The organism is Luedemannella helvata (genome assembly GCF_039528415.1).
Classification (GTDB): Bacteria; Actinomycetota; Actinomycetes; order Mycobacteriales; family Micromonosporaceae; genus Luedemannella; species Luedemannella helvata.
In genome coordinates this window covers 105,033-128,641 of sequence record NZ_BAAALS010000008.1, presented here as the reverse complement: position 1 = coordinate 128,641, position 23,609 = coordinate 105,033, and the positions used below count along the sequence as shown (strand labels likewise).

General features: G+C 72.9%; 14 protein-coding genes and 1 pseudogene. 4 read left to right on the top strand and 11 right to left on the bottom strand.

Going from position 1 to position 23,609, the window contains the following annotated elements; translation table 11 throughout:
- The first annotated feature begins 68 nt into the window (after positions 1–68).
- Together ABD191_RS10575 and ABD191_RS10570 are read left to right on the top strand one after the other, a co-directional pair.
- Complete coding sequence (locus tag ABD191_RS10575) at positions 69–5,012, top strand: NAD-glutamate dehydrogenase (protein ID WP_344079424.1); 4,944 nt, start codon at positions 69–71, stop codon at positions 5,010–5,012.
- A gap of 3 nt (positions 5,013–5,015) precedes the next feature.
- Positions 5,016–5,567 carry a cadmium resistance transporter gene (locus ABD191_RS10570; protein WP_344079422.1) on the top strand — a complete coding sequence of 184 codons (552 nt, stop codon included), beginning with the start codon at positions 5,016–5,018 and terminating at the stop codon, positions 5,565–5,567.
- Here the strand turns inward: ABD191_RS10570 and ABD191_RS10565 are convergent.
- From ABD191_RS10565 to ABD191_RS10555, 3 genes are all read right to left on the bottom strand, one after another.
- Positions 5,564–6,043, bottom strand: a complete 480-nt coding sequence (locus ABD191_RS10565; RefSeq protein ID WP_344079420.1) for an SRPBCC family protein — start codon at positions 6,041–6,043, stop codon at positions 5,564–5,566. The two genes, ABD191_RS10570 and ABD191_RS10565, sit on opposite strands and share 4 nt — an antisense overlap.
- Entirely contained in the window at positions 6,043–6,399 is a 357-nt protein-coding gene (locus ABD191_RS10560; RefSeq protein ID WP_425560699.1) for an ArsR/SmtB family transcription factor, read from the bottom strand. Before ABD191_RS10560 ends, ABD191_RS10565 begins: the two co-directional genes overlap by 1 nt.
- A gap of 657 nt (positions 6,400–7,056) precedes the next feature.
- Positions 7,057–8,505, bottom strand: a complete 1,449-nt coding sequence (locus tag ABD191_RS10555) for a glycoside hydrolase family 3 protein (RefSeq protein ID WP_344079416.1) — start codon at positions 8,503–8,505, stop codon at positions 7,057–7,059.
- Between the two features lie 208 nt (positions 8,506–8,713).
- Here ABD191_RS10555 and ABD191_RS10550 point away from each other — a divergent pair, with 208 nt between their 5' ends.
- Positions 8,714–9,907, top strand: coding sequence for an ROK family transcriptional regulator (locus tag ABD191_RS10550; RefSeq protein ID WP_344079414.1), 1,194 nt, complete (start codon positions 8,714–8,716; stop codon positions 9,905–9,907).
- A 9-nt stretch (positions 9,908–9,916) separates the two neighbouring features.
- Here ABD191_RS10550 and ABD191_RS10545 read toward each other — a convergent pair.
- The 6 genes and pseudogenes from ABD191_RS10545 to icmA form a co-directional block, all read right to left on the bottom strand.
- Positions 9,917–10,882: pseudogene (locus tag ABD191_RS10545) on the bottom strand (arginase family protein); the annotation flags it as partial.
- Positions 10,883–10,903: 21 nt separating this feature from the next.
- On the bottom strand, positions 10,904–11,860 hold the full coding sequence (locus ABD191_RS10540) for a tetratricopeptide repeat protein (protein ID WP_344079412.1): 957 nt from the start codon (positions 11,858–11,860) through the stop codon (positions 10,904–10,906).
- A gap of 49 nt (positions 11,861–11,909) precedes the next feature.
- Positions 11,910–12,782, bottom strand: coding sequence for an ABC transporter ATP-binding protein (locus ABD191_RS10535; RefSeq protein WP_344079410.1), 873 nt, complete (start codon positions 12,780–12,782; stop codon positions 11,910–11,912).
- Complete coding sequence (locus ABD191_RS10530; RefSeq protein WP_344079408.1) at positions 12,779–15,787, bottom strand: FtsX-like permease family protein; 3,009 nt, start codon at positions 15,785–15,787, stop codon at positions 12,779–12,781. Before ABD191_RS10530 ends, ABD191_RS10535 begins: the two co-directional genes overlap by 4 nt.
- Positions 15,784–18,873 (bottom strand): FtsX-like permease family protein, encoded by a 3,090-nt coding sequence (locus ABD191_RS10525; protein ID WP_344079406.1) that lies wholly within the window; start codon positions 18,871–18,873, stop codon positions 15,784–15,786. Before ABD191_RS10525 ends, ABD191_RS10530 begins: the two co-directional genes overlap by 4 nt.
- Before the next feature lie 88 nt (positions 18,874–18,961).
- Entirely contained in the window at positions 18,962–20,635 is a 1,674-nt protein-coding gene (gene icmA, locus ABD191_RS10520; RefSeq protein ID WP_344079404.1) for a coenzyme B12-dependent isobutyryl-CoA mutase large subunit, read from the bottom strand.
- A gap of 451 nt (positions 20,636–21,086) precedes the next feature.
- On the opposite strand from icmA, the gene ABD191_RS10515 reads away from it, so the two are divergent.
- A complete protein-coding gene (locus tag ABD191_RS10515) occupies positions 21,087–22,160 on the top strand; it encodes a peptidylprolyl isomerase (protein ID WP_344079402.1) in 1,074 nt (357 codons plus the stop codon).
- Positions 22,161–22,280: 120 nt separating this feature from the next.
- On the opposite strand, the gene ABD191_RS10510 is transcribed toward ABD191_RS10515, so the two are convergent.
- On the bottom strand, positions 22,281–22,934 hold the full coding sequence (locus ABD191_RS10510) for an Asp23/Gls24 family envelope stress response protein (RefSeq protein ID WP_344079400.1): 654 nt from the start codon (positions 22,932–22,934) through the stop codon (positions 22,281–22,283).
- A 16-nt stretch (positions 22,935–22,950) separates the two neighbouring features.
- Positions 22,951–23,601 (bottom strand): ABC transporter ATP-binding protein, encoded by a 651-nt coding sequence (locus tag ABD191_RS10505; RefSeq protein WP_344079398.1) that lies wholly within the window; start codon positions 23,599–23,601, stop codon positions 22,951–22,953.
- Positions 23,602–23,609: the final 8 nt, after the last annotated feature.

Here is a 23,609-nt window from a genome sequence, read left to right as displayed (position 1 = left end):
CGTCGCCTAGGACCTAGGCTGGGCCAGACGGGGTCCACAGCGCCGTGGACCCGAGAAGGAGTACGCCCATGGACCGGCGACGCGTGACCCTTGACGCGGATCCCGCCACCCGCCATCCCGATGACCTGATCGACAACGACCTCGTTGACGACGGCCCCGGAGAGGATGCCGAGCTGAATCCACGGGTACCGAACCTCGAACGGCTCGTCGCGGACGCGATGGCCCTGGCGGTCACGCCCGGGCCCCGGGCCGCCGAGCCGGGCGCCATCCGCGGCCCCGCGCTGGCCGACCTCGTCAACCGGTACTGGCGCCACGTGCCGGACGAGGACCTGGCCGGGCATACCGCCGTGAGCATGCTGGCCGCCACCCGGGAGCACGCCGGGCTCGCCGCCCATCGCAAGCCGGGCGAGACGCGCATCGCCGTCGAGTCGTCCGCCGACGGTACGCACACCGTCATCGAGATCGTCACGGACGACATCCCGTTCCTCGTCGACTCCGTGACCGGCGCGCTGGCCCAACGCGACCTGGACCTCGACCTGATCGTCCACCCGCAGCTCGTGGTGCGCCGCGACGCGACCGGCGCGCTCACGGCCGTACGCGCGCACGTGGAGCCCGACGACGCCGAGGACGGCGACCTCGTCGAGAGCTGGATCCGGATGGAGACCGACAAGCTCGGCGACGCCGCCCGCGCCGCGCTGCGCGACGATCTCACCCGCGTACTCTCCGATGTCGCCGAAGCGGTGACCGACTGGCCCGCGATGCGCGAGCGGGCGCTCATCCTGGCCGACGAGATCGCGGCGAACGCCACCGCGCTGCCCGTGCCCGACAAGGACGTCTCCGACTCCGTCGACCTGCTGCGCTGGCTCGTCGAGGACAACTTCACGTTCCTGGGCTACCGGGAGTACCGGCTGGCGGTGGGCGAGAACGGCGAGCGGCAGCTGCGCGCCGTGCGCGGCAGCGGCCTGGGCATCATGCGCGACCAGCCGGGGTCCGTGCGGGTCCTGTCCTCGATGACCCCCGAGGCCCACGCGAAGGTGTTGGAGAAGCGGCTGCTCTTCATCACCAAGGCCAACTCGCGGGCCACGGTGCACCGCACGGCCTACCTGGACTACATCGGCGTGAAGACGTTCGACGCGGACGGCAACGTGCTCGGCGAGGTGCGCTTCCTCGGCCTGTTCACCTCGTCGGCCTACCTGACGTCCGTGCGCGACCTGCCGGTGATCAAGCGGAAGGTGGCCGAGGTGCTGGCCCGTTCGGGCCTCAACACCCGCAGCCACACCGGCCGCGACCTCATGGCGATCCTTGAGGACTACCCGCGCGAGGAACTGTTCCAGATCTCCACGGACGACCTGTACCGCACCGTGCTCGGCGTGCTGCGCCTGGCCGGCCGGCGGCAGGTGCGCATCTTCTGCCGCAAGGACTCCTACGGGCGGTTCATCTCCTGCCTGGTCTACCTGCCCCGCGACCGGTTCAACACCGCCAACCGGCTGCGCATCCAGGACATCCTGCTGCGCGAGCTCAACGGCGTGGGCCTGGACTTCACCACCCGGGTCACGGACGCGACCCTGGCCCGCCTGCATTTCATCGTCCGCACCGACCCGGCCAACCCGCCCGGCGTCGTCGACGCCGACCACCTGTCGGCGCTGATCGCCGAGGCGACCCGGCTGTGGGACGAGGACTTCCGGCTGCTGCTGGAGCGCAAGCTCGGCGAGGACCAGGCCAAGACGCTGGCCGCCCGCTACCGCGGCGCCCTGCCGGAGACCTACAAGGACGAGCACAGCGCGCATGAGGCCGTGCAGGACCTGGCCAAGCTGGAACTGATGGACGAGCCCGGCCAACTCGTGCTGCACCTGTTCCGCCGCCGCAAGAACGACTCCGACGTCCGGTTCAAGGTCTTCCGGTACGGCGAGCCGATGCTGCTGTCGGCCGTCCTGCCCGTGCTGCACTCCCTGGGCGTACGGGTCGTGGACGAGCGCCCGTACGAGGTGCGCCGCGCCGACGGCACGGTGCACATCTACGACTTCGGGCTCATGCTGCCCGAGGGGGCGCTGGCGCTGCCCGAGGTGCGCGCCGACGTGGAGAACGCGTTCTCGGCCGCGTGGCGGGGCGAGGCGGAGGTCGACCACTTCAACGAACTCGTGCTGCGCGCAGGGCTGACCTGGCGGCAGGTGGTCGTCCTGCGGGCCTACGCGAAGTACCTGCGCCAGGCCGGGACGGTGTTCTCCCAGGAGTACATGGAACAGACGCTCACCGCGTACCCGAAGATCTCCGAACTGCTGGTGAACCTGTTCGCCACCCGCTTCGACCCGGGCAGCGGCCTGGGCGCCGAGGATCGGGCCATGCGCTCCAAGCAGCTCATCGAGTCCGTGCGCGAGCAGCTCGACGCGGTCGCGTCGCTCGACCAGGACCGCATCCTGCGCGGTTTTCTCACCCTCATCCAGGCGACGCTGCGCACGTCGTTCTTCCAGCGGGGCGCCGACGGCCGGCCCAAGGCGTATGTCGCGTTCAAGCTGGACCCCCAGTCGCTGCCGGACCTGCCCGCGCCCCGACCCAAGTTCGAGATCTTCGTGTACTCCCCCCGGTTCGAGGGCGTGCACCTGCGCTTCGGCCCGGTCGCGCGCGGCGGCCTGCGCTGGTCCGACCGGCGCGAGGACTTCCGTACGGAAATTCTGGGCCTGGTCAAGGCGCAGTCCGTGAAGAACGCCGTCATCGTGCCCGTGGGCGCCAAGGGCGGCTTCGTGCTCAAGCAGGCGCCGGTGGCCCGCGACGCGCTACAGGCCGAGGGCGTCGCCTGCTACGAGCAGTTCATCTCGGCCATGCTCGACGTGACCGACAACCTCGTGGGCGGCCAGGTCGTCACCCCGCCCGACGTGATCCGCCACGACGGCGACGACCCGTACCTCGTGGTGGCCGCCGACAAGGGCACGGCGAGCTTCTCCGACATCGCCAACAAGATCTCGCTGGAGTACGGGTTCTGGCTGGGCGACGCGTTCGCCTCCGGCGGCTCGGCCGGCTACGACCACAAGAAGATGGGCATCACCGCGCGGGGCGCGTGGGAGTCCGTGAAGCGGCACTTCCGCGAGATGGACGTCGACACCCAGACCCAGGACTTCACCGTCGTGGGCATCGGCGACATGTCGGGCGACGTGTTCGGCAACGGGATGCTGCTGTCCGAACACATCCGCCTGGTGGCCGCGTTCGACCACCGGCACGTGTTCGTCGACCCGGCGCCCGACGCGGCCACCTCGTACGCCGAGCGGCGGCGCCTGTTCGAGCTGCCGCGCTCGTCGTGGGACGACTACGACCGCTCGCTGATCTCGGCCGGCGGCGGCGTGTGGCCGCGCACGGCCAAGTCCGTTCCGGTCAGCGAGCAGATGCGCGAGGCCCTCGGCATCGAGGACGACTCCGTCACCGCGCTGGCTCCGGTCGACCTCATCAAGGCGATCCTGCGGGCCCCCGTCGACCTGCTGTGGAACGGCGGCATCGGCACGTACGTGAAGGCCGCCACGGAGTCGCACGCCGACGTCGGCGACAAGGCCAACGACGCCGTCCGCGTCAACGGCCGCCAGCTGCGGGCCAAGGTGGTCGGTGAGGGCGGCAACCTGGGCCTGACCCAGCGGGGCCGCGTCGAGTACGCCCTCGCCGGCGGGCGGGTGTGCACGGACTTCATCGACAACTCGGCCGGCGTCGACTGCTCCGACCACGAGGTGAACATCAAGATCCTGCTCGGCGGGGCGGTCGCCGACGGCTCGCTCGCGCTGGCCGACCGGGACACGCTGCTCGCCGAGATGACCGACGAGGTCGCCGACCTGGTGCTCGCCGACAACTACGGGCAGGCGACCGCGCTCGGCAACGCCCGCGTGCAGGCCGACCTGCTGCTGCCCGTACACCGAAGGCAGATCGCGGAGCTGGAGCGCTCCGGCCGGCTGGACCGGGCGCTGGAGGCGCTGCCCACGGACGAGGAACTCGACGCCCGCGGGGCGGGCCTCACCGGGCCCGAACTGGCCGTCCTCATGGCGTACACGAAGATGGCCCTTGAGGACGAGATCGACGAGACGCCGCTGCCGGACGAGGAATGGACCGACCCGGTGCTCGCGTCGTACTTCCCCAGGCCGCTGCGCGAGCGGTACGCCGACCGGATGGCCGGGCACCGGCTGCGCCAGGAGATCGTCTCGACCACGCTGGTCAACGAGATGGTCAACCGGGGCGGCATCACGTTCGCGTTCCGGGTCGCGGAGGAGACGGGCGCGCTGCCGCCGGATGTCCTGCGCGCCTACGTCGTGGCCCGCGAGGTGTACGGCCTGGACGAGCTGTGGGAGGGCGTCGCCGCCCTGGACAACCAGGTGCCCGCCCAGGCCCTGACGGCCGTCTACCTGGAGACCCGCCGGCTGCTCGACCGGGCCGTACGCTGGCTCGTGTCCGGCCGCCGCTCCCCGCTCGACGTGACCGCCGAGATCGAGCGGCTGCGACCGGGGGTCACCGCGCTGCTGCCCCGGCTGGAGGAGCTGTTCCGCGGCCGCGAACGGCAGACGCTGCTCGCCCACATCGACGAGGTGGTGGCCAGGGGCGTGCCCGAGGACCTGGCGCGGGTCGCCTCCCGCGTCATGTACGGCTTCGGCCTGCTCGACATCGTGGAGACCGCGCACGCCACCGGCCGCGACCCGGTCGAGGTCGCCGGCGTGTACTTCGTGCTGTCCGAGCGCTTCGGCATCGACGACCTGCTGTCGAAGATCTCGGCGCTGCCGCGCGAGGACCGCTGGCAGACCCTGGCGCGCATGGCGCTGCGCTACGACCTGTACGCGGCCCTGGCCGGCCTCACCCGGGAGGTGCTCGCGGACACGGACGCCACCGCGCCGGCCGAGGAGCGCGTCACCGCCTGGGAGGCGGCGAACGCCACCTCCATCATGCGGACCCGCAACGCGATCGGCGAGTTCGACGACTCCCGCGCCGACCTCGCGGCCCTGTCGGTGCTGCTGCGCCAGATCCGGACCCTCGTGCGTACCATCGCCTGACGGGTGGTGGCCACCGCGGCCGGCGTGTTCGCCGGCACGAACGTCGACGACCTCGTCGTGCTGACGGTGCTCTTCCTGTCGGCGCGCGCGACCGGCCGGCCCAGGCCGTGGCACATCTGGGCCGGCCAGTACGCCGGCATCGCGGTGCTGGTGGCCGCCTCCGCGCTCGCGGCACTGGGATTGGCGGTCGTGCCCGACGGCTGGGTCCGGTTCCTGGGCCTGATCCCGCTGGCACTCGGCGTGAAGGGTTTCGTGACCGCGGACGGTTCGGGTGAGCCCGTCCCGGGGGTGACCGGATGGGTCTCCGTCGCCGGCATCACGATCGCCAACGGAGCCGACAACATCGCCGTCTACACGCCGCTGCTGCGCACGGTCGGCGCGGCCGACGGCCTGGTCATCACGGCGGTCTTCGCGGTCGGCGTCGCGCTGTGGTGCCTGGCCGGCTCGTGGCTCGGCGCACACCCGCGAGTGATCGCCGTGGTCGAACGCTTCGGGCGCTGGCTCGTGCCCGGCGTGTTCGTCGCGCTCGGCCTGCTGATCCTGTTCGGCCTTTAGCCGGCCTTGAGCAGCTCATCGAGCTTCTCGTAGCCCTCGATGACGCCCTTGTCCATGCCACTGGACACGATCATGTCGCGGATCTCGATCGACTCCACGACGGAGGTGCTCGTCACCCGGGTGCGACCGTCGCCCAGGTCCTCGAAGACCATGGTGTCCAGCGAGACGCCGTCCGGGGCGCCCTCCCAGGTGAAGGTCTGCACGAGGCGCTCGTTCGGGCGTACCTCGTGGAAGGACCCGAAGAACCGGGCCAGCTCCTCCCCGTCACGCCACGCCGCGTACCGGTAGCCGCCGCCCGTGCGGCCGTCCCACTGCTCGATGCGCATCTCCGTCTCCCTGGGGCCGAGCCACCGCCGCACGAGGTCCGGGTCGGTCCACGCCCGGAACACCCGGTCCGGCGGGGCGTCGAAGTCCCGGATGATGCGCAGGGTCGGCAGGTTCGGGTCCACCTCGATACGGGTGTCGTTCGTCGTCATCACGCTGCTCCTCGGTTGTCGTCCTCGTCCGTCTCGGCGTCCAGTTCGGCCAGGACGGCGTCCAGGCGGCGGAACCGTTCCTCGGCCTGCCGCCGGTACCGCTCGATCCAGCCGGTCATCAGGTCGAACACCTCGGCCTCCAGGTGACAGGGCCGCCGCTGCGCGTCCCGCCCCCGGGTGACCAGGCCGGCGTCCTCCAGCACCCGGATGTGCTTGGAGACAGCCTGCAACGAGACGTCGTAGGGCGCGGCCAGATCGCCGACGCTCTTGTCCCCGGCCGCCAGCCGCGCGACGATGTCGCGCCGCGTCGGATCCGCCAGCGCCGCGAACACCCGCGAGAGCCGATCCTCACCCACCGCCGCCTCCATGTTCAACCAATCAGTTGAGTACGACCGTACGCGGCGCGAGGTGGTTTATCAACCATCTGGTTGAGGACGGTCGCCTCTCGGGTTCGACCGTTGACGGGCCCCTTGTCCGCCCCCTTACCCGCGTGGCCCTGCCCCTGGTGCGCGCCGACACCACCCCGCCGCCAAAGTCACGCTTATGGCGGGACGGCGCCACCCGCCCTTCGCCAAAGTCCCGCTTATGGCGGGACAGCGCCACCCACCCTTCGCCAAAGTCACGCTTATGGCGGCACGGCGCCACCCGCCCTTCGCCAAAGTCACGCTTATGGCAGCACGGCGCCGGGCTTCCCCCACCAAAGTCGTGCCATTGGCGAGGCAGCATCACCCTCCCCTCGCCAAAGTCACGCCTTTGGCGATGCCGCGCCACCCACCCCTCGCCAAAGTCACGCTTATGGCGACGTTGCGCCACCCACCCCTCGCCAAAGTCACGCCTTTGGCGACGTTGCGCTGGGCCAGCCTCGCCAAAGTCACGCTTTTGGCGAGATGCACCGGACCTCGCCCGCCAGAGTGACGACTCTGGCGAGCACCTCAGACGAGTCAGCAGGCGCGGCGCGGCGGACGGGCGAAGTCCAGCGCAGCAGCGAGACCCGCACCCCTCGACGGGAGCGGTCAGCAGAGGTGAAGAATCTCGGCGGCCGCGCGGGCGTTGACCGGGGCGGCGCCGAATGTGGCGACGTAGCCCGCGCCGGCCGGGCGCCACGCGGCGGGCCAGCCCATCTCGACGAGGACCACGCCCGGGTGGGCGGCGGCCAGGGACTCGACGAGCGCCCGGGCCCACGGATGGCGGTGGGTGTCCCGGCTCGCGACGACGAGGGGCCGGTCGCCGGCCAGCGACACCAGGTCGGCCACCACCGCGGTGTCCGCGACGGGGTGGACGCCGGGCAGGACGGGCGCGAGCCCCCAGGGGACCTCGCCGACCGCCGCCGTGGCCGGCGGCATGAGCTGCACGACGACCGCGCCCGCCAGGCCGGCCGGCAGCGGGCCCTCGACGCGGACGGCCCGGCGCGCGGCGACCAGGCCCAGCGCATCGTCGTAGCCGCCCACCGGGACGGGGGCGGCCGGCGCACCGAGCATGGCGTTGCGCGCGGCGCTCGCGGCGAGGTCGTCCTCCGTGAGCCGGCCGTCGACCACCGCCGCGATGATCGCCGCGACCGTCTTCTCCACGACCGCCTCGGCGTCGGGCGACTTGGCCAGTTCGCCGCCGAAGCAGAGCAGGTCGTTGCCCGCGGCCAGGGCGCGCACGGCGGCCTCGGGGATGCCGATGGCGCCGCTGGCGCCGCGCATCTCCAGCGCGTCGGAGACGACCGCACCCGTGAAGCCCAGCTCGTCGCGCAGCAGGTCGCGCAGGGTACGACGGCTGAAGGTGGCCGGCTCGGCGCCGGTGAGTTCCGGTACGCGGATGTGCGCCGTCATCACCGAGCGGGCGCCGGCCGCGATGGCCGCCGCGAAGGGCGGCAGTTCGCGCTCGCGCAGCGTGGCCAACGGCGCCTCGACGAGCGGCAGGTCCAGGTGGGAGTCCGTGACGGTGGCGCCGTGGCCCGGGAAGTGCTTGGCGCAGGCGGCCACGCCGGCCGACTGGAGGCCGGCCACGGCGGCGGCGCCGTGCGCGGCGACGCGGGCGGGGTCGGCGCCGAAGCTGCGGGTGCCGATGGCCGGGTTGTCGTCGGCGCTGTTGACGTCGACCGCAGGGGCCATGTCGAGGGTGATGCCGACGGCCGCGAGCCGGACGCCGATGGCCCGGTAGACGGACTCGGTGAGCGCCACGTCGTCGACGACGCCGAGCGCGGCGTTTCCCGGGTACGGGCTGCCGTCGGCGTAGTGCAGGCGGGTGACGTCGCCGCCCTCCTCGTCGGTCGCGATCACGACATCGGGCCGGACCGCGCGTAGCGTCGCCGTCAGTGCGGACACCTGCGCCGCGTCGCGGATGTTGTAGCCGAACAGGGTGTAGCCGCCGAGGCCCTCCTCCACGAGGCGCAGTGCCCAGGCGGGCGGCTGGTGGCCGTGGAAGGCCGGGAGCAGGGTGCTCAGCGCGAGGCGCCGCAGGGGGGACCCGCTCATCGGCCACCACGCACCGTCATCGATAGGATGCGATGCGCCGGGCTACCGTCCGTCCGCACCAGCCAACTCCCTTGCGCCGTCGGGTGAGACTGGCAGCGTTGGGCCGATCGCCCGGCAAGAGGCTTGACCGTACGCTGACAGCATCCGTACGGTCGAGAATCTAATAGGAAACTTTCCTAACCACAAGCTTCGTAGGGTCGTTACCAGAATGAGTCCTGCCCGCCTGCCCGGTACTCCCAGCCTGTTGCGCGCCATCAACGACCGCGCCGCGCTCGAGCTTCTGCTCGACAAGGGTCCCCTGACCCGGGCGCAGCTCGGTGAGCTCACCGGGCTGTCCAAGGTCACCGCCTCCCAGCTCGTGGAGCGCCTGGAGGAACGCCAGCTCGTCGCCCGCGTGGGCGAGCTGGCCGGCGGGCGGGGCCCGAACGCCCAGCTGTACGCCGTCGTGCCGAGCAGCGCGTACGTCATCGGGGTCGAGGTGGGCCCCACCCAGGTCGTCGCCGCGTCCGCCGACATCACCGGCGCCGTCACCTCCCGCGTCGAGGTCACGACCAGGGGCGCCGACGACCCCGTCGGCCTGGTGCACAACGCGGTCATCGAGGCGGCCACTCAGGCGCAGGCGCCGTGGGACCGGGTGCGCCGCGTCGTCCTCGGCACGCCCGGCCTGGTCGACCCGGCCACCGGCGACATCGCGTTCGCGGTCGACCTGCCCAAATGGCACCACGGCCTGCTCGCGGCCCTGCGCTCGGACCTCGACCGGCCGGTCGCGTTCGAGAACGACGTCAACCTCGCCGCCATCGCGGAGGCGCGGGTCGGGGCGGCCCGGGGGGTGGACGACTTCGTGCTCATCTGGCTCAGCCGGGGCGTCGGCCTGGCGGTCGTGCTCGGCGGCAAGCTGCACCGGGGCCACTCCGGCGGCGCGGGCGAGATCGGCTACCTGCCGGTGCCCGGCGCCCCCCTGCCCGACGACGCGCGCCAGCGCAGCCACCGCGGCCTGACCGGCTCGTTCCAGCGGACGGTCAGCGCCGAGGCCGTGCGCGACATGGCGGGCGCGGCCGGGTTCGGCTCCGCCACGGGCGCCGCCGCGCTCGAGGCGGCCGTCGCCGCGGGCGTCGACGGCGAACCGGTCCTCGACGAGCTGGCCCGGCGCGTGGCGCTGGGCGTCGTCGCCGTCTGCGTGGTGCTCGACCCGTCGCTCGTCGTGCTCGCCGGCGACATCGGCAGCGCCGGCGGCGCGGCGCTCGCGAGCCGGGTTCAGGAGCAGGTCGCCCGGCTCGCCCCGGTCTCGCCGACCGTGGTGACGACCCAGGTCCCGCAGGACCCGGTGCTGCGCGGCGCCCTCCTCACGGGGGTGGCCAGCACCCGCGAGGAGGTCTTCACGACCACCCCGGCGTCGGCCTGAGCGTCAGCCCGCGTGCGGGATGCTCGCGCGGGTGGGTTGGGCGGGGATGGGCGGGGTCGGCGCGCCGCCGGTGACCGGGGCGAGGCCGGACACGAGGGTCTGCACGACCTCCCGGGCGTACTCGCCCTCGGGGTCGAAGTCCGGGTCGAAGACGGTCACGTCCAGGCCCAGGCACTCGGCCGACCCGACGAGGCCGCGGATGAGCAGCTCCAGCTCGCTGTGCGAGATGCCGCCCGGGTCGGCCGTGTCCACGGCGGGCATCACGGCCGGGTCGAGGACGTCGACGTCGACATGCACCCAGAAGCCGGCGCAGTCCGTGACCTGCGCGCGCGCCCACTGCGCCGTGCGGGCCGCCCCCTCGGCCCGCACCTCCGGGACGGCCCGGAACGAGAAGCCGCCGGCCTGCAGGTCCATCCGGTACTCCTCCGTGGCCCGGATGCCGAGCAGCACCACGTCGCTGTCGCGCACGTACGGCCGGCGGCCCTCCAGGCCGGCGAGGTTGGCCTGCCCGCGCCCGGTGGCCAGGGCGAGCGCCTCCCCGGCGGCCGCGCCCACGACGGCCGCGTTGCCCGGGTGGCGGAAGTCGGCGTGACCGTCCACATAGATCAGACCGATCCGGCCGCCGATCGCCTCGCCCAAGCGGTTCATGGCGAGGGCGGCGCCCAGCACGACGGAGCAGTCCCCGCCGAGCACCACGGGGAACTCCCCCGCGTCGACCATCACGCCGATGCGGTCGGCGAGCCTGATCGTGTACCCGGCGATCTCGGCCGCCTGGCTCACCCCGTCGCCGGGCCGCCAGTCCCCCGGCTCGTACCTCGGTGGGGTGTGGCAGCCCGCGTCGCGGGCGGCGAGCCGGGTGATCAGGCCCTGATCGCGCAGCGCGCCCGGCGCCTTGCCGCAGCCGGGCACGGAAGTGGGCGTCGGCGGGCGCAGCCCCAGGTTGGAGGGGGCGTCAAGGACGGCGATGCGGCGCATAGGGGGTGGTCGCGCCTCCTTCTAGAACAACGCGCTCGCGAGCGCGCGCCGGGCGTTCGCCACAGCCGGGTCGTCCGGGCCGGCCACCGCGAACAGCCCCACCAGGTGCTGGCGGACACGGTCGCGGTCCTCGCCGAAAACGCGCCGCACCAACGCGATGAGCCGGTTGTAGGCCAGCTCGGCGTTGCCGCTGACCACCTCCAGGTCCGCGGCGCTGAACTGCGCTTCGATGTCGTCGGGCGCCGCGTCGGCGGCCGCGAGCGCCGCCGCCGGGTCGCCGATGCCCTGGACCCGGCGGAAGAGCCCGACCTGCGCCAGGCCGGCCTCCGCGTTGCCGTCCGCGGGACGCTCATTCAAGATCTTCTTGTACGCCGCCTCGGCCGCGTCCAGGTCGCCGGACATGAGCGCGTCATCGGCCGCGGACAGCACCGGGTCCTCCGGCTCGGCCACCTCGACCCCGGACGCCTTGAGCAGGTTGTCCAGCCACTGGCGCAGCTGCGCCTCGGGCACCACGCCGCTGAAGGCGTCGACCGGCTGGCCGCCGAGCACCGCGTACACCATGGGGATGCCCTGCACCCGGAAGGCCTGCGCGAGGCGGGGGTTCGCGTCGACGTCGATCTTGGCAAGCACCCACGCGCCCTGGCCCTCGGCAGCGAGCTTCTCCAGGACCGGTGAGAGCTGCTTGCACGGGCCGCACCACTCGGCCCAGAAGTCGATGACGACGAGCTGGTTCATCGACCGCTCGACGATCTCCGCCTGGAACGTGGCCTCGGTCACGTCGATGACCGTCACGGCGGTGCCGGGCAACGTGGGCGCGGGCGGCGTGCCCGGCGCGGCGCCCTCGGCGCCCCCGGCCGACCCGTTCGCCGGCTGGGCGGGCTGGGCCGGCGTCCGGCTCGCGGCGGCGGCACGGTCGCGCAGCGCGCTGAGGTCGACCGCGCCCCGCGTGAAGATCGACTGACTCCGTGGATCGCTCATGCTCATGGTTGTCTAGTCTGGCACGCGTGGCGCGCCGGCAGCGCGACGCCTAGACGGCAGCGTCGGCTTGTCGCGTCGCGGTCTCCAGCACCGGCTCGCCGTTGGCGAGCAGCGTCACCCCGCCGTCCGAGCGGTCGACCGTGAACAGCGTGCCGGGCGGGAACTCGCCCAGCACCTCCGGCGGCAGCTGGATCGTGCCGTCACCGGCCACCACGGCGAAGTCCTGCCCGTCTCGACCCTCGGCGCCGACCCGCCCGTCGCGGATCGTCACCGCCCGGCCCAGCCGGTTGCCGACCTCGCCGTCGTGGGTCACCACCACGATCGTCGTACCGCGCTCGGCGTTGACGGTCTCCAGGGCGTGCACCACCTCGTCGCGGCCCTCGGCGTCGAGCTGGCTCGTCGGCTCGTCGACCAGCAGCAGGCCCGGGCCGGCCGCGATGCCGACGGCGAGGGCGGCGCGCTGCCGGGCGCCCGGCGCGAGCTGGTCCACCTTGGCCTTGCCCTGGCCGCCCAGGCCCACCAGGTCCAGGATGCGCTCGGGGTCGTCCAGCTTCACGCCCCGCGTACCGGCCGCGCGGGTCTGCGCCAGCCAGATGTTGCGGTGCAGGGACGCGTACGGCAGCAGGTTGCGGGCCGCGCCCTGCAGCACCACACCGACCTCCGTGCCGCGCAGCCGCGAGATCTCCGCGTCCGAGAGCTTGCCCATGTCGTACGTGCCGATGCCCACCCGCCCGGCCGACGGCCGCATGAGGCCCGCCAGCAACGCGATCAGGGTCGACTTGCCGGAGCCCGACGGGCCGACGAAGGCCACCATCTCCCCCGGCGCGATGTGCAGGTCCACGCCGGCGAGCGCCACCACGTCGCCCGCGTCGGCCCGGTAGATGTGCACCACGCGCCGGCAGGTCACAGCCAGTCCGGTCATGAGTAACCACCCTTGCTTCCATTGCGCGCCACGGCGCGTCGCAGCTGTGCGGCGACAATCGCGGCCGCCACGGCGAACAGGACGGTCGCGGCCGCCCACGGCAGCAGGACGGCGTCCGGGGACGGCCAGCGCGGCGGCGTGATGGCCACGAGCTGGTCGACGAAGATCGGTAGCTGGTCTCCCGCGACGGTCCACGCGAGCGCGGCCGCGCCGAGGCCGAGGACGGCGCCCGCCAGCACCACGGTCAGGTTGCCCCACAACGCCGCCCGGCGTACGTCGCGCCGACGCAGGCCCTGCCAGCGCAGGTAGCGCAGGTCGTCCGCGCGACGGCGGCGGTCCACGGCCGCGACGAGCCCGATGCCCCCGACCGCGAGCAGGACGCCGAACCCGGCCGCCACGACGTAGAACCACAGCGCGAGCGCGGAGCCCTGCCAGGCCAGCGAGGCCTCCTCGGCGGCGATGCCGAGCTCCTTGCGCACCGGCAGGCCGGCCGCGCGCAGCTTGGCCACGATGTCGGCGGGAGCGGCCGGGCCCAGCCACACCTCGGCCCCGTTGACGGAGTTGTCCGCCGCCGCCGAGCGCGACAGGTACTCGAGGTCCACCAGCATGCCCGCGCTGCCCAGGCGCGGCAGGGAGACCGGCTTGGCGGCCCGCAGGACCCGCAGCCGCGCGCCATCGAACCCGGAGACCTCGTTGCGGTACGGCGGCTCCCCCGTCGACGCGATCGGCAGCGGCACCGGCGCGTCGACCGGGCGCGCGCCCAGCGGGTTGCCCAACCAGCCGGAGCCGGAGATCCGCAGGCCCTCACCGTCCGCCCGCACCATGCTGCCGTCGTCGCTGATGGCGGCCCACCGGTCCGGCGCGGTGAGCTCCCGCCGACCGATGATCGGGGCGGCCGTGCCGCGGGCGGAGATGCCGAACAGCACAGCGTCGACCTGGCCGGTGTCGTCCGTCACGAGGGCCACCTGCGCGAGCCGGCAGCCCTCCGAGCAGGCCGGGACCGCCACGTCGTACGTGTGCCGACCGGCGCGCAGCACGCCCAGCGACACCGTGACGTCGCCCGCGCCGCTGAGCCGCGTGAGGATCAGCTTGCCCTCAAGCCGCTGGCCGCCCAGGTAGTTGCCGTTCTCGATGTCGACCCGGAGCGCGCGCGCCTTGAGCACGAACGGTTGCGGCGCGCTCGGCCGCAGCAGCCGGGCGGTCTCCGCCGCGCCGGTCGGGCCGAAGCTCGCCCGCCACTGCGCGACATTGGCCAGCCGGGTGCTGTCCACCGCGAGGCCGGGCAGCTCCCCGGCCGACTGCGGCGTCGGCGCGACCGCCATGGCGAACGCGCCGTCCGGGTCGACCGAGCGCGTCGCGTTGAGCAGCAGCTGGGTCGATACCGCGTCGATTTCGAGCACGCGGGTGGCGCCGACCGAGATGGTGGCCCGGTCGTGGCGGGCCTGGGCGGCCACCTCGACCCCCGCGGCCGCGAAGCCGAGCAGCGCCGTGGCGACCGTGAGCAGCACCAGCAGCCGGTGGCTGCCGGGCCGGCGGGCCAGCTGCACGGCCGCCAGGCCAAGGCCGAGGCGGCCCCGGCGCATCGCGGCGCGGGCGACCGCGCCGGCGAGCGGCACGACCGCGCGGGCGGCCAGGAGCGCCACGGCGGCGATGACGAGACCGGGCAGCAGGGCCGCGATGCCGGCGAACCCCGTACCCGCGCCGCGCAACTGGATCGCGGCCGCCACAGCGAGCGCGACGACGAGGACCTCCAGCACCACCGAGCGCCACGCCCGGCCCCGACCGGCGACCCGGCGCAGCAGCTCGGCGACGGAGGTGCCCAGATCACGGCGCAGGCCGAAGAACGCGGCCACGAGCGCGCCGCCGAGCGCGGCCAGGGCGTACGGCACGGTGTCCAGCGACGGGCCGACCACGGCGTCGAACTGTGACCAGGCCACGAACGCGACGGCGGCGTGGCCCAGGGCGTACCCGACGGGCACGCCGAGCAGGATCATGAGAATGACCTCGCCGCTGGCCAGCCACCACCGACCGAGCGGGCTCGCGCCGCGCAGGGCGACCAGCCCGAGTTCGTACCGGCGGCCCGCGGTGCCGTAGGAGACCGCCAGGTAGATGACGAACAGGCACAGGGCGACGAGCGGCACGAACGCGACCGGTACCAGCGTGTGCGCGGTGTCCATGCTGGCCTGGATGCGGTCGAGCAGCGCGGGGATCTCCGTCGAGACGGCCAGCGACTCGGCCTCGCCGAGGCGGTCGGTGAGCACGGTGAGGTTGTTACGCAGTTCGGCCAGCCCGTCCGCGGTCACCGCGTCGGCGCGCAGCACCGCGTCGATGGACTGCCACTGCGTGTACGAGTTGATGTAGCCGATGGTCCGCCGGCTCATGAACACCGGCTCGGCGCGCTCGCCCTTGCCGTCGACGGAGAAGTAACCGGCGCGGCCCCAGTACAGGTCCTCGGGGTCGGTCGGGGTGTAGGTGCCCACGACGTTGAGCACGTGCGGGTTGCCGGCCGGATAGGCCACACCGGTCGACGGGTTGTAACGGACCTCGTCAGCGGTGACCTTGCTGCCCGGCCCGAGGCCCGTCCGCTGCGCGGTGCGCGCGCCGATCACGACCTCGTAGTTGCCCTGGGCGCAGCGCCCGCGCTCGATCGTCAGGTGGGCGCAGTTGTCCTCGCGGAAGATGACCCGCGAGATGCCCGACCCGAACCCGAACATCGAGATCTCGATCGCGTACACCTGGTCGAAGGCCGGCATCTGGAGCACCGCCGGCACGAACTGCGAGAACTCGCCCGAGGTGTTGACGCCCTCGGACGACACCGAACCCAGGGTCAGCATCCGCTCGGTGGCGCTCGCGTCCGCCGTCTCGTGCGCGACGATGGCCGCGTCCACGGCGTGCAGGCTGGCCGGCCCGGCGACCGCCGCCCCGGTCGTGAAGGCGCACAGCAGCAGCACGGTGAGGGCCTGCGCGCGGCGGGCCCGCAGCATCGCGAGGACCAGGGCGATCACGAGCGGCCTCCCGGCTGCCAGACCCGCACGGTGCGGATCATCTGGGCGGTCGCCACCGCGGTGGCGCCCACGAGCACCACGACCGCCACGGCGGCCGCGATCAGCAGGGGCACGGGCTCGGCCCCGGTGCGGATCGGCAACACCGACCAGCCGTCGGTGAAGACCGGCGCCGCGGCCTCGACGATGAGCCGCGCGAGGATCGCCGACAACAGACCAGCGAGTACGGCGCCGCCGACGAGCGCGCCGTAGCTGGCGTAGCCGGCCAGGCGCACCACCCGGTGGGGCACGCCCTGCGCGCGCAGCGCGGCGAGTTCGCCGGCGCGGGGGCGGCGCTCGACGGCCGCGACGACGAACAGCGAGCCGGCGGCCAGCGCCAGCCCGACCAGCGCCGTGAAGACCAGGTAGCGCAGTGCCGCGGCGGGACCCTGCCGCGCGTACCGACCTGCCGCCTCGTCGACCGTGCGCTGATTGATCACGTTCAGGCCGGCGTCGGCGAGCCGGGCGGTGAGCGCTTCGGGCGCGTCGTCGGTGAGCCAGACCTCGTAGGCGACCGCCTCGGCAACGGCGGTGCTGGTCCGCGCGGCGGCGGTCAGGTCGACCAGGACGGCGTCCGCGCCGAAGCCGGGCAGCACGTCGGCTGTCCGCGCGATCCGGTAGGGCACGTCGTCCACCCCCAGCGGGGAGATGCGGTTGTCACCGAGCGGGTCGGCGGCGGGTGCCCTGCCGGCGCGCACGACCGGCAGCGGCACGACCGCGTCCGCGACGAACACCCGTCGGTCGACCTGCCGCTGCTCGCCGGCGGGGAAGCCGTTGGTGATGGTGAGGACGCCGTGCCCGGCCTCGAGTTCCACGCCGCCGCCGGCCGGGACCACGGACCCGCGCCAACGCGCCACGTCGCCGAAGGCGTCCGGGGTGATCAACACGCCGCCGGGCCCGTCGAGGCGGTGCAGCGACACCGCGGCGCGCACCGGCCCGTCCACCTCGACGCTGACCAGCCGGCACGGCCGATCGGCCGGGCAGCCGGTGAGCGTGAACGGGTACGTGCGGGTGCCGCCCTTGATCGGGCCGATCGTGATGATCTGCGTGGCGCCGCCGGCGCCCATCACGGTCACCTCGAGCTCAGGCGCCGCGATGCCCGCCGCCCCCGGGTCGTTGTCGAAGTCGATCGCCGAGCGGGGAACGGGGTTCGCCGCGGTCAGCACCAGCGTGCCGTCCGTGAGGGTGATGCTGGGCGGCGCGGAGGGCTTCAGGGCGGTCGCCACCTCGGCGCGTGAGGGCGCGCCGTACTCGTCGTTCCAGAGGGCGACCCGCGCGAGCCGGTCACTGTCGACGGCGAGCAACCGCCCGCTCACGGAGCCCGAGCCGCGCGCGACCGCCATGGCGTAGCGCCCCTCCGGGTCGGCCGCGTGCGTCCCCGTCAGCAGGTGGGTGGCGTTGGTCGCGGTGACCGTGAGCACCCGCGACGCGCCCAGTTCCTGGGCGGCCCGCCCGTGCCACGCGTCGCGCGAGGAGAACCAGGTCAGGCTCGCCGTGGCCAGCACGCAGACCGCGACCACCAGCATGGCCAGCACCCGGTGCGTGCCCGGGCGGCGGGCCACGTGCAGCGCCGCCAGCGCGAACGCCGGCCGGCCGGAGCGCAGCGCGGCGCGTCCCGCACGGCCGGCCACGATCGGCAGCAGGCGCGCCACGATCAGCCCGATGGCCAGGGCCATCAGGCCCGGAGCGAGCAACGGCAGGGCGCTGACGCGGGTGCCGCCGCTCTCGGCCCAGCCCTGGTACACCCCGGCGAGCGCGAGCGCGGCGATCAGCAGGTCGATGATGTCGGCCCGCCAGCCGGCCCGGCGCGCGGGCACCCGGCGCAGCAGGCCGGTGACGGAGGAGCCCAGCGCCCGCCACTCGGCGATGACGGCCGACACCAGCGCGCCGAAGGCGGCGACGCCCGCCGCCGCGAGCGACAGCCACAGCGGGGTGCCGCCGATGGCCGGCAACGCCGCGCCACCGGCGAGGCCGGCGAGCACGCGGGCCGCGAGGTAGCCGCCGGCCCAGCCGAGCACGGCGCCGATCAGCATCGGCCAGGCGCTCTGCTCGGCGGTGAGGGCCCATACCCGCCACGGCGCCGCGCCGCGCAGCTTGAGCAGGCCGATGTCGGGCCGCCGCTCCTCGGCCGTGTGGCGCACCGCGAGGAACAGCGCGAACCAGCACAGCAGCAGCAACTGGGCGACGGCGACGCCCACCCCCACCCGGACGAGGTTCTGGTCGCGGGCGATCAGGTTGGCCAGCACGTCCGCGCTGGTAATGGGGTTGAAATCGGCGATCTTGAGGTCGTGCCGGGTGCGGGCCAGCTCGGCGCGCAGGTCGTAGCCGTCCGTGCGACCGAACAGGTTGTCGGGCAGCCGCGCGTGGTAGATCATGTCGATCCGGTCGGCGTTGCCGGCCAGCAGGGCTGGCTCGTCGACGAAGGCCGCGTCGGAGAAGCTGCCCGGCCCCCGGCCCCGGCTGCGGCTGCCCTGGTTGTCGAGCAGGTCGGTGTCCACCCAGTACGGGTCGAGCAGCACCGCGGGGCGGTAGATGCCCACGATCGTCACCGGTACGGCCTGCTTGAACCGGAACGAGGTGAGCGAGATCCGCGCGCCCTTGTCGACGCCCAGCTTCTTGGCCACAGCCTCGGAGACGATCACCTGGTCGGCCCCGCGCGGACACGACCCGTCGATGACGAGGTGTTCGCACACCTGCTCGCGGTGGGCGATCGGCAGGGTCGCCGACTCGTCCTTGTACTTCGCGGTGCCATCGACATGGTCGCCCACCGTGGCGGTCGTGCCGGGCAGGTTGAGCAGGCCGGCGATCCGCTCCTTCGCGGCGGGCAGCGGCGACGGACCGTCCGGGGTGACACGCAGCGAGCCCTTGACGATGTAGACGCGCTCGCGGGCGGTGGACGCGGCCACGTCAGCGGCGGCCACGGAGTCGACGGCTGACGACAGGTACCACGGTGCCGCGGCGGCCGCACCCACGGCGAGGACGGTGAGGACGAGCAGCCACACCGCCTGCGCCCGGCGGGCCACGAGGGCACTCAACACCAAGCCGAACATCGACACCCCGTCGCTCGTCGTACCCGCGCTACGCGGGAGCGGGCGCGGCGGGCGTCAGCTTAGGCGATCGGCGTGGAAATGTGGATGCTCAGAACCTTGCCGGTTCCCGGTAACTGCCCCATTCGTCACGCAACGCGCCGCAGATCTCACCAAGCGTGGCCTCCGCGCGGACCGCGTCCAGCATCGGCGGGACGAGGTTGCCGTCACCGCGGGCGACCTCCACCATCCGGGCGAGTGCGATCTCCACAGTGGAGGCGTCGCGGCCGGCCTTCCGCTCGCCGAGCACCCGGCGTTGTTCCCGTTCCACCTCGTGCGACACCCGCAGGATCTCCAGATCGCTCGTGACCGTGCCGGTGTGGCAGTTGACCCCCACGATGCGCTTGGCGCCCTTCTCCAGCGCCTGCTGGTAGGCGAAGGCCGAGTCGGCGATGGCCGCCGTGAACCAGCCGTCCTCGATGCCGCGCAGGATGCCGCTGGTCATCGAGCCGTCCCCGCCGAGCGCCGTGATCCGCTCGAAGATGTCCTCCGCGTCGCGCTCGATGCGGTCGGTGAGCGCCTCGACGTACCAGGAACCGCCCAGCGGGTCGACCACGTTGGCCACCCCCGTCTCCTCCATGAGCACCTGCTGCGTGCGCAGCGCGATCTCGGCGCTCGCGTCCGTCGGCAGGGCCAGGGTCTCGTCGAGGGCGTTCGTGTGCAGCGAGTTCGTGCCCCCGAGCACGGCCGACAGGGCCTCGATCGCCGTGCGTACCACGTTGTTGTAGGGCTGTTGCGCGGTGAGTGAGACGCCCGCGGTCTGGGTGTGGAAACGCAGCCATTGCGCACGCGGATCGGTCGCGCCGTAGCGGTCGCGCAACCACCGCGCCCAGATGCGGCGGGCGGCCCGGAACTTCGCGATCTCCTCGAAGAAGTCGATGTGCGCGTCGAAGAAGAACGACAGGCCCGGCGCGAACCCGTTCACGTCGAGGCCACGCGAAAGGCCCAACTCGACGTAGGCGAACCCGTCGGCAAGGGTGAACGCCAGCTCCTGCGCGGCCGTCGACCCGGCCTCGCGGATGTGGTAGCCCGACACGGACAGCGGCTTGTAGCGCGGAAGGTTGCCCGCGCAGTACTCCATGAGGTCACCGATCAGCCGCAGGTGCGGCTCCGGCGCGAAGATCCACTCCTTCTGCGCGATGTACTCCTTGAAGATGTCCGTCTGCAGGGTGCCGTCGAGCTTGCCGATGTCGGCGCCCTGCCGCTCGGCCGCCACGAGGTACATACAGAAGATCGGCACGGCCGGGCCGGAGATCGTCATCGAGGTGGTGGTCGTCGCCAGGTCGATGCCGTCGAACAGCACCTCCATGTCGGCGGCCGAGTCCACGGCCACGCCGCAGTGCCCCACCTCGCCGATCGCGTGCGGATCGTCCGAGTCGCGGCCCATGAGCGTCGGCATGTCGAACGCGACGGACAGCCCACCCCCACCCGCGCCCAGAATCATCTTGTACCGCTCGTTGGTCTGGCGCGCGTTGCCGAACCCGGCGAACTGCCGGATGGTCCACGACCGGCCCCGGTAACCCGACGGGTACAGGCCCCGGGTGTACGGGAACTCCCCCGGCCAGCCGACCCGCTCGAACCCGGGGACCTCGACGCCTTCCGGCGGGCCGTAGACGGGTTCGACCTCGTCGCCGGACAGCGTGGTGAAATCCGCGTCCCGAACAGGCGACGCGGCGTACCGGTCCGACCAGCGTTTCCGCCCGGCCTCGATCTCCGCAGGATCCATGCTCAGCCTCCGCGCTTGGAGTGGTCCCCACGATCCTATGCCGCAACCTTAACGATTGCTAAGGAACTGCGCCGGCACCCGCACCACCTGCCCGCACGCGATACCGGCGAACGGGCCCCCTCCCCGCCACCAAAACCACGACCTGGGCGGGCCTCCGCCCACATCCCCGCCCGCACCCCCGCCAAAGGCACGACTATGGCGAACCTCGCCACCCGCACCCCCGCCAAAAGCACGACTATGGCGAACCTCCCCGCCCACACCCCCACCAAAAGCACGACTATGGCGAACCTCCCCGCCCGGGGCATCGCCGCGACGGCCTGGGCGCGCCCCGCCCAACTCCGCATCACCAGAGTCGCAACTTTCGCGACCGACAGACTCCCCACGGCCGCATGATCGTGAAAGATTCGTCGATTCGTGCATGCGGAAAGGACCGGTTGTACTCTTCACGACCGTGACTGAGACCACTCCGCCCGACGAGTCCGACGTCGCCGAGGCGACCGATAACCCCAAGCCGAAGCGGGCCGCGGCGAACGGGACCGCCAAGGCGGACGAGGCCAAAGTGGACACCGACGCCAGCCCGGCCAGCGACGTCGACGCCGACGCCGACGCCGCGACCGACAAGGACGCGACCGGCAAGGCCGCGACCAACCGGGCCGCGACCGGCAAGGACGACGCGGACGTCGAGGACGACACCGATGACGACGACGCGCGACCGCTGCTCGCCGACAAGCGCGGGTCGTCCACGCCGGCCATCGTCGGCGCGGTGATCGCGGTTCTCGTCCTGGCGCTCGGCGTCTGGGGCCTCACCGCCCTGGGTACCTCGGACGACGACGAGGGGAACAAGGCCGCCGCACCGCCGCCGGCCGCCACGAGCGCCCCGGCGCAGGCGGCCCTGGGCGGCCCGGTCGCGCAGCTCGACACGACCGACCCGGCCACCGCGCCGGCCGCGTGCACGTGGACGCCCGCGCCGCAGGAGCATCACAAGGATGTCGGTACGCCGCCGAAGGGCGAGCCGCGCAAGGGCATCGCGACGATGACGATGAACACGACCGTGGGCGTCATCGAGATCGCCATCAACGTGGCGCGTACGCCCTGCACGGCGTGGAGCTTCCACTACCTCGGGGAGAAGAAGTTCTTCAACGACTCGACCTGCCACCGGCTGACCAGCGCCGGGCCGGAGGCGAGCATCGGCATCCTGCAGTGCGGCGACCCGACGAGCACGGGCGGCGGCGGCCCCGCGTACGTGTACGGCGACGAGAACCTTGAGGCGCAGGCCGACCAGGTCTACGAGCGCGGCGTGGTGGCGATGGCCAATGCGGGCCCGAACACCAACGGCAGCCAGTTCTTCATCAACTTCAAGGACGGCGCGCTCAGCAACGCGTACACGCCGTTCGGCGTGGTGACCAAGGGCATGGACATCATCGACACGATCGCCCTGAAGGGCCAGGACAACTCGTACGACCAGGGTGACGGTCGCCCGATCCAGGGCTTCAGCATCATGTCCATCACGGTCAAGATGCCGTAACAGGCCTCAACAAGGTGCGCACTTCGGCGGCATCCGGCCCACCGGTAGGCGCCAAAGTGCGCACCTTGCCGTTGAGGGCGCGCCAGGGGCGCCGCCCGACCGGCGGCGCGAGGCGCAGGGTCAGTGGTATTCCGGCGCGCGGGACTCGTCGTCGCCGACCGGGCCCTTGTCGGGCACGTGGACGTCGTCGACCACGATGTCGCAGGCCGTGACCTCCAGGCCCAGCAGATTCTCGACCGCGCCGATCACCTTCATCCGCACGCTGTCGGTCACCGAGTGGACGACGAAGCCGTACTCGATGACCAGGGTGACCGTGACCGTGGCCTGGCGCCCCTCAAGGCGCACCTTGACCCCCTGGTCGGCGGACTCGCCACCGTCCTTGTCCCGGCCGAACCCGATGCGTTCCTTGACGGAGGCGAACAGCCGGGCGACGTCCCCGCCCAGGTCATACACGCCGGGCACCTCGCGCGCCGCAATGGCCGCGATCTTCTCCACGACCTCGTTGGCGATCGTGGTGGTGCCCCGGTCGGCGGTCAGCTCGGCGTTGTTGCGCATGCGTTCCACCAGGTCGGAGGTGATCCGCCCGGTGGCCGCGCTGACCCGTTCGGCCGTCTCGCGCGCCTTGTCCGCGTACTCCCCGGCCGTCTCACGCGCCTTGTCCGCGTACTCCGTGGCGGTCTCGCGGGCACGGTCGGCGAACTCGGCGGCGGTCTGCTGGGCACCGTCGACGACCTCCACCTGGGTCGAGGGCGCGGCGGTATCGGTCTCGCTCATCCGTTTCTCTCCTTGCTCAGCGCAGGTACTCGGCGGTGCCGTCGAGCAGGTGCAGCTCGCGGTCGCACAGCGCCGCGGCCTCGGGGTCGTGCGTCGCGAAGACCACGGCGGCGCCCCGCTCGGCCTCGGCGCGCAGCAGGTCGATGACGCGCTGGCGGTTCTGCGCGTCGAGTTCGCTGGTCACCTCGTCGGCGAGCAGCACGCGACCGCGCAGCGCGAGGCCGCGGGCCACCGCGGTGCGCTGCTGCTGACCGCCCGAGAGTTCCTCGACGAGTTGGTCGGCCTGCTCGGCGAGGCCCACCGAGTCCAGGGTGTCGACCGTGCGCCGGCGCGCCTCGGCCGGCGAGATGCCGTTCGCGACGAGCGCGACCTGGATGTTCTCCTGCGCCGTCAGGATCGGCGCGAGGCCGTTGTCCTGCGGCACGAGGACGACCTCGGCGGCCACGGCCTGGTCGCGGTCGCGCAGTTGGGCGCCGTCGACGCTGACCACCCCTCCGGCGGGCCTGATCAGCCCGGCCATGGCCCACAGCAGCGTGGTCTTGCCCGCGCCCGACGGCCCGGTCACGGCGAGCACCGTGCCTGGTTCCACGGTCACCGACACGTCCCGCAGCACGACATGCTTGTCGTAGGCGACCGTCACCCGGTCGACCACGAGGGTCTCGCTCACGTGTTTGC

Coding starts and splice junctions, on each gene's coding strand:
- ABD191_RS10565 (WP_344079420.1), bottom strand. CDS start 6,043: ATGACGACGAACGACACCCGTATCGAGGTGGACCCGAACCTGCCGACC.
- ABD191_RS10540 (WP_344079412.1), bottom strand. CDS start 11,860: ATGAGCGATCCACGGAGTCAGTCGATCTTCACGCGGGGCGCGGTCGAC.
- ABD191_RS10575 (WP_344079424.1), top strand. CDS start 69: ATGGACCGGCGACGCGTGACCCTTGACGCGGATCCCGCCACCCGCCAT.
- ABD191_RS10525 (WP_344079406.1), bottom strand. CDS start 18,873: ATGTTCGGCTTGGTGTTGAGTGCCCTCGTGGCCCGCCGGGCGCAGGCG.
- ABD191_RS10555 (WP_344079416.1), bottom strand. CDS start 8,505: ATGAGCGGGTCCCCCCTGCGGCGCCTCGCGCTGAGCACCCTGCTCCCG.
- ABD191_RS10510 (WP_344079400.1), bottom strand. CDS start 22,934: ATGAGCGAGACCGATACCGCCGCGCCCTCGACCCAGGTGGAGGTCGTC.
- ABD191_RS10550 (WP_344079414.1), top strand. CDS start 8,714: ATGAGTCCTGCCCGCCTGCCCGGTACTCCCAGCCTGTTGCGCGCCATC.
- ABD191_RS10535 (WP_344079410.1), bottom strand. CDS start 12,782: ATGACCGGACTGGCTGTGACCTGCCGGCGCGTGGTGCACATCTACCGG.
- icmA (WP_344079404.1), bottom strand. CDS start 20,635: ATGGATCCTGCGGAGATCGAGGCCGGGCGGAAACGCTGGTCGGACCGG.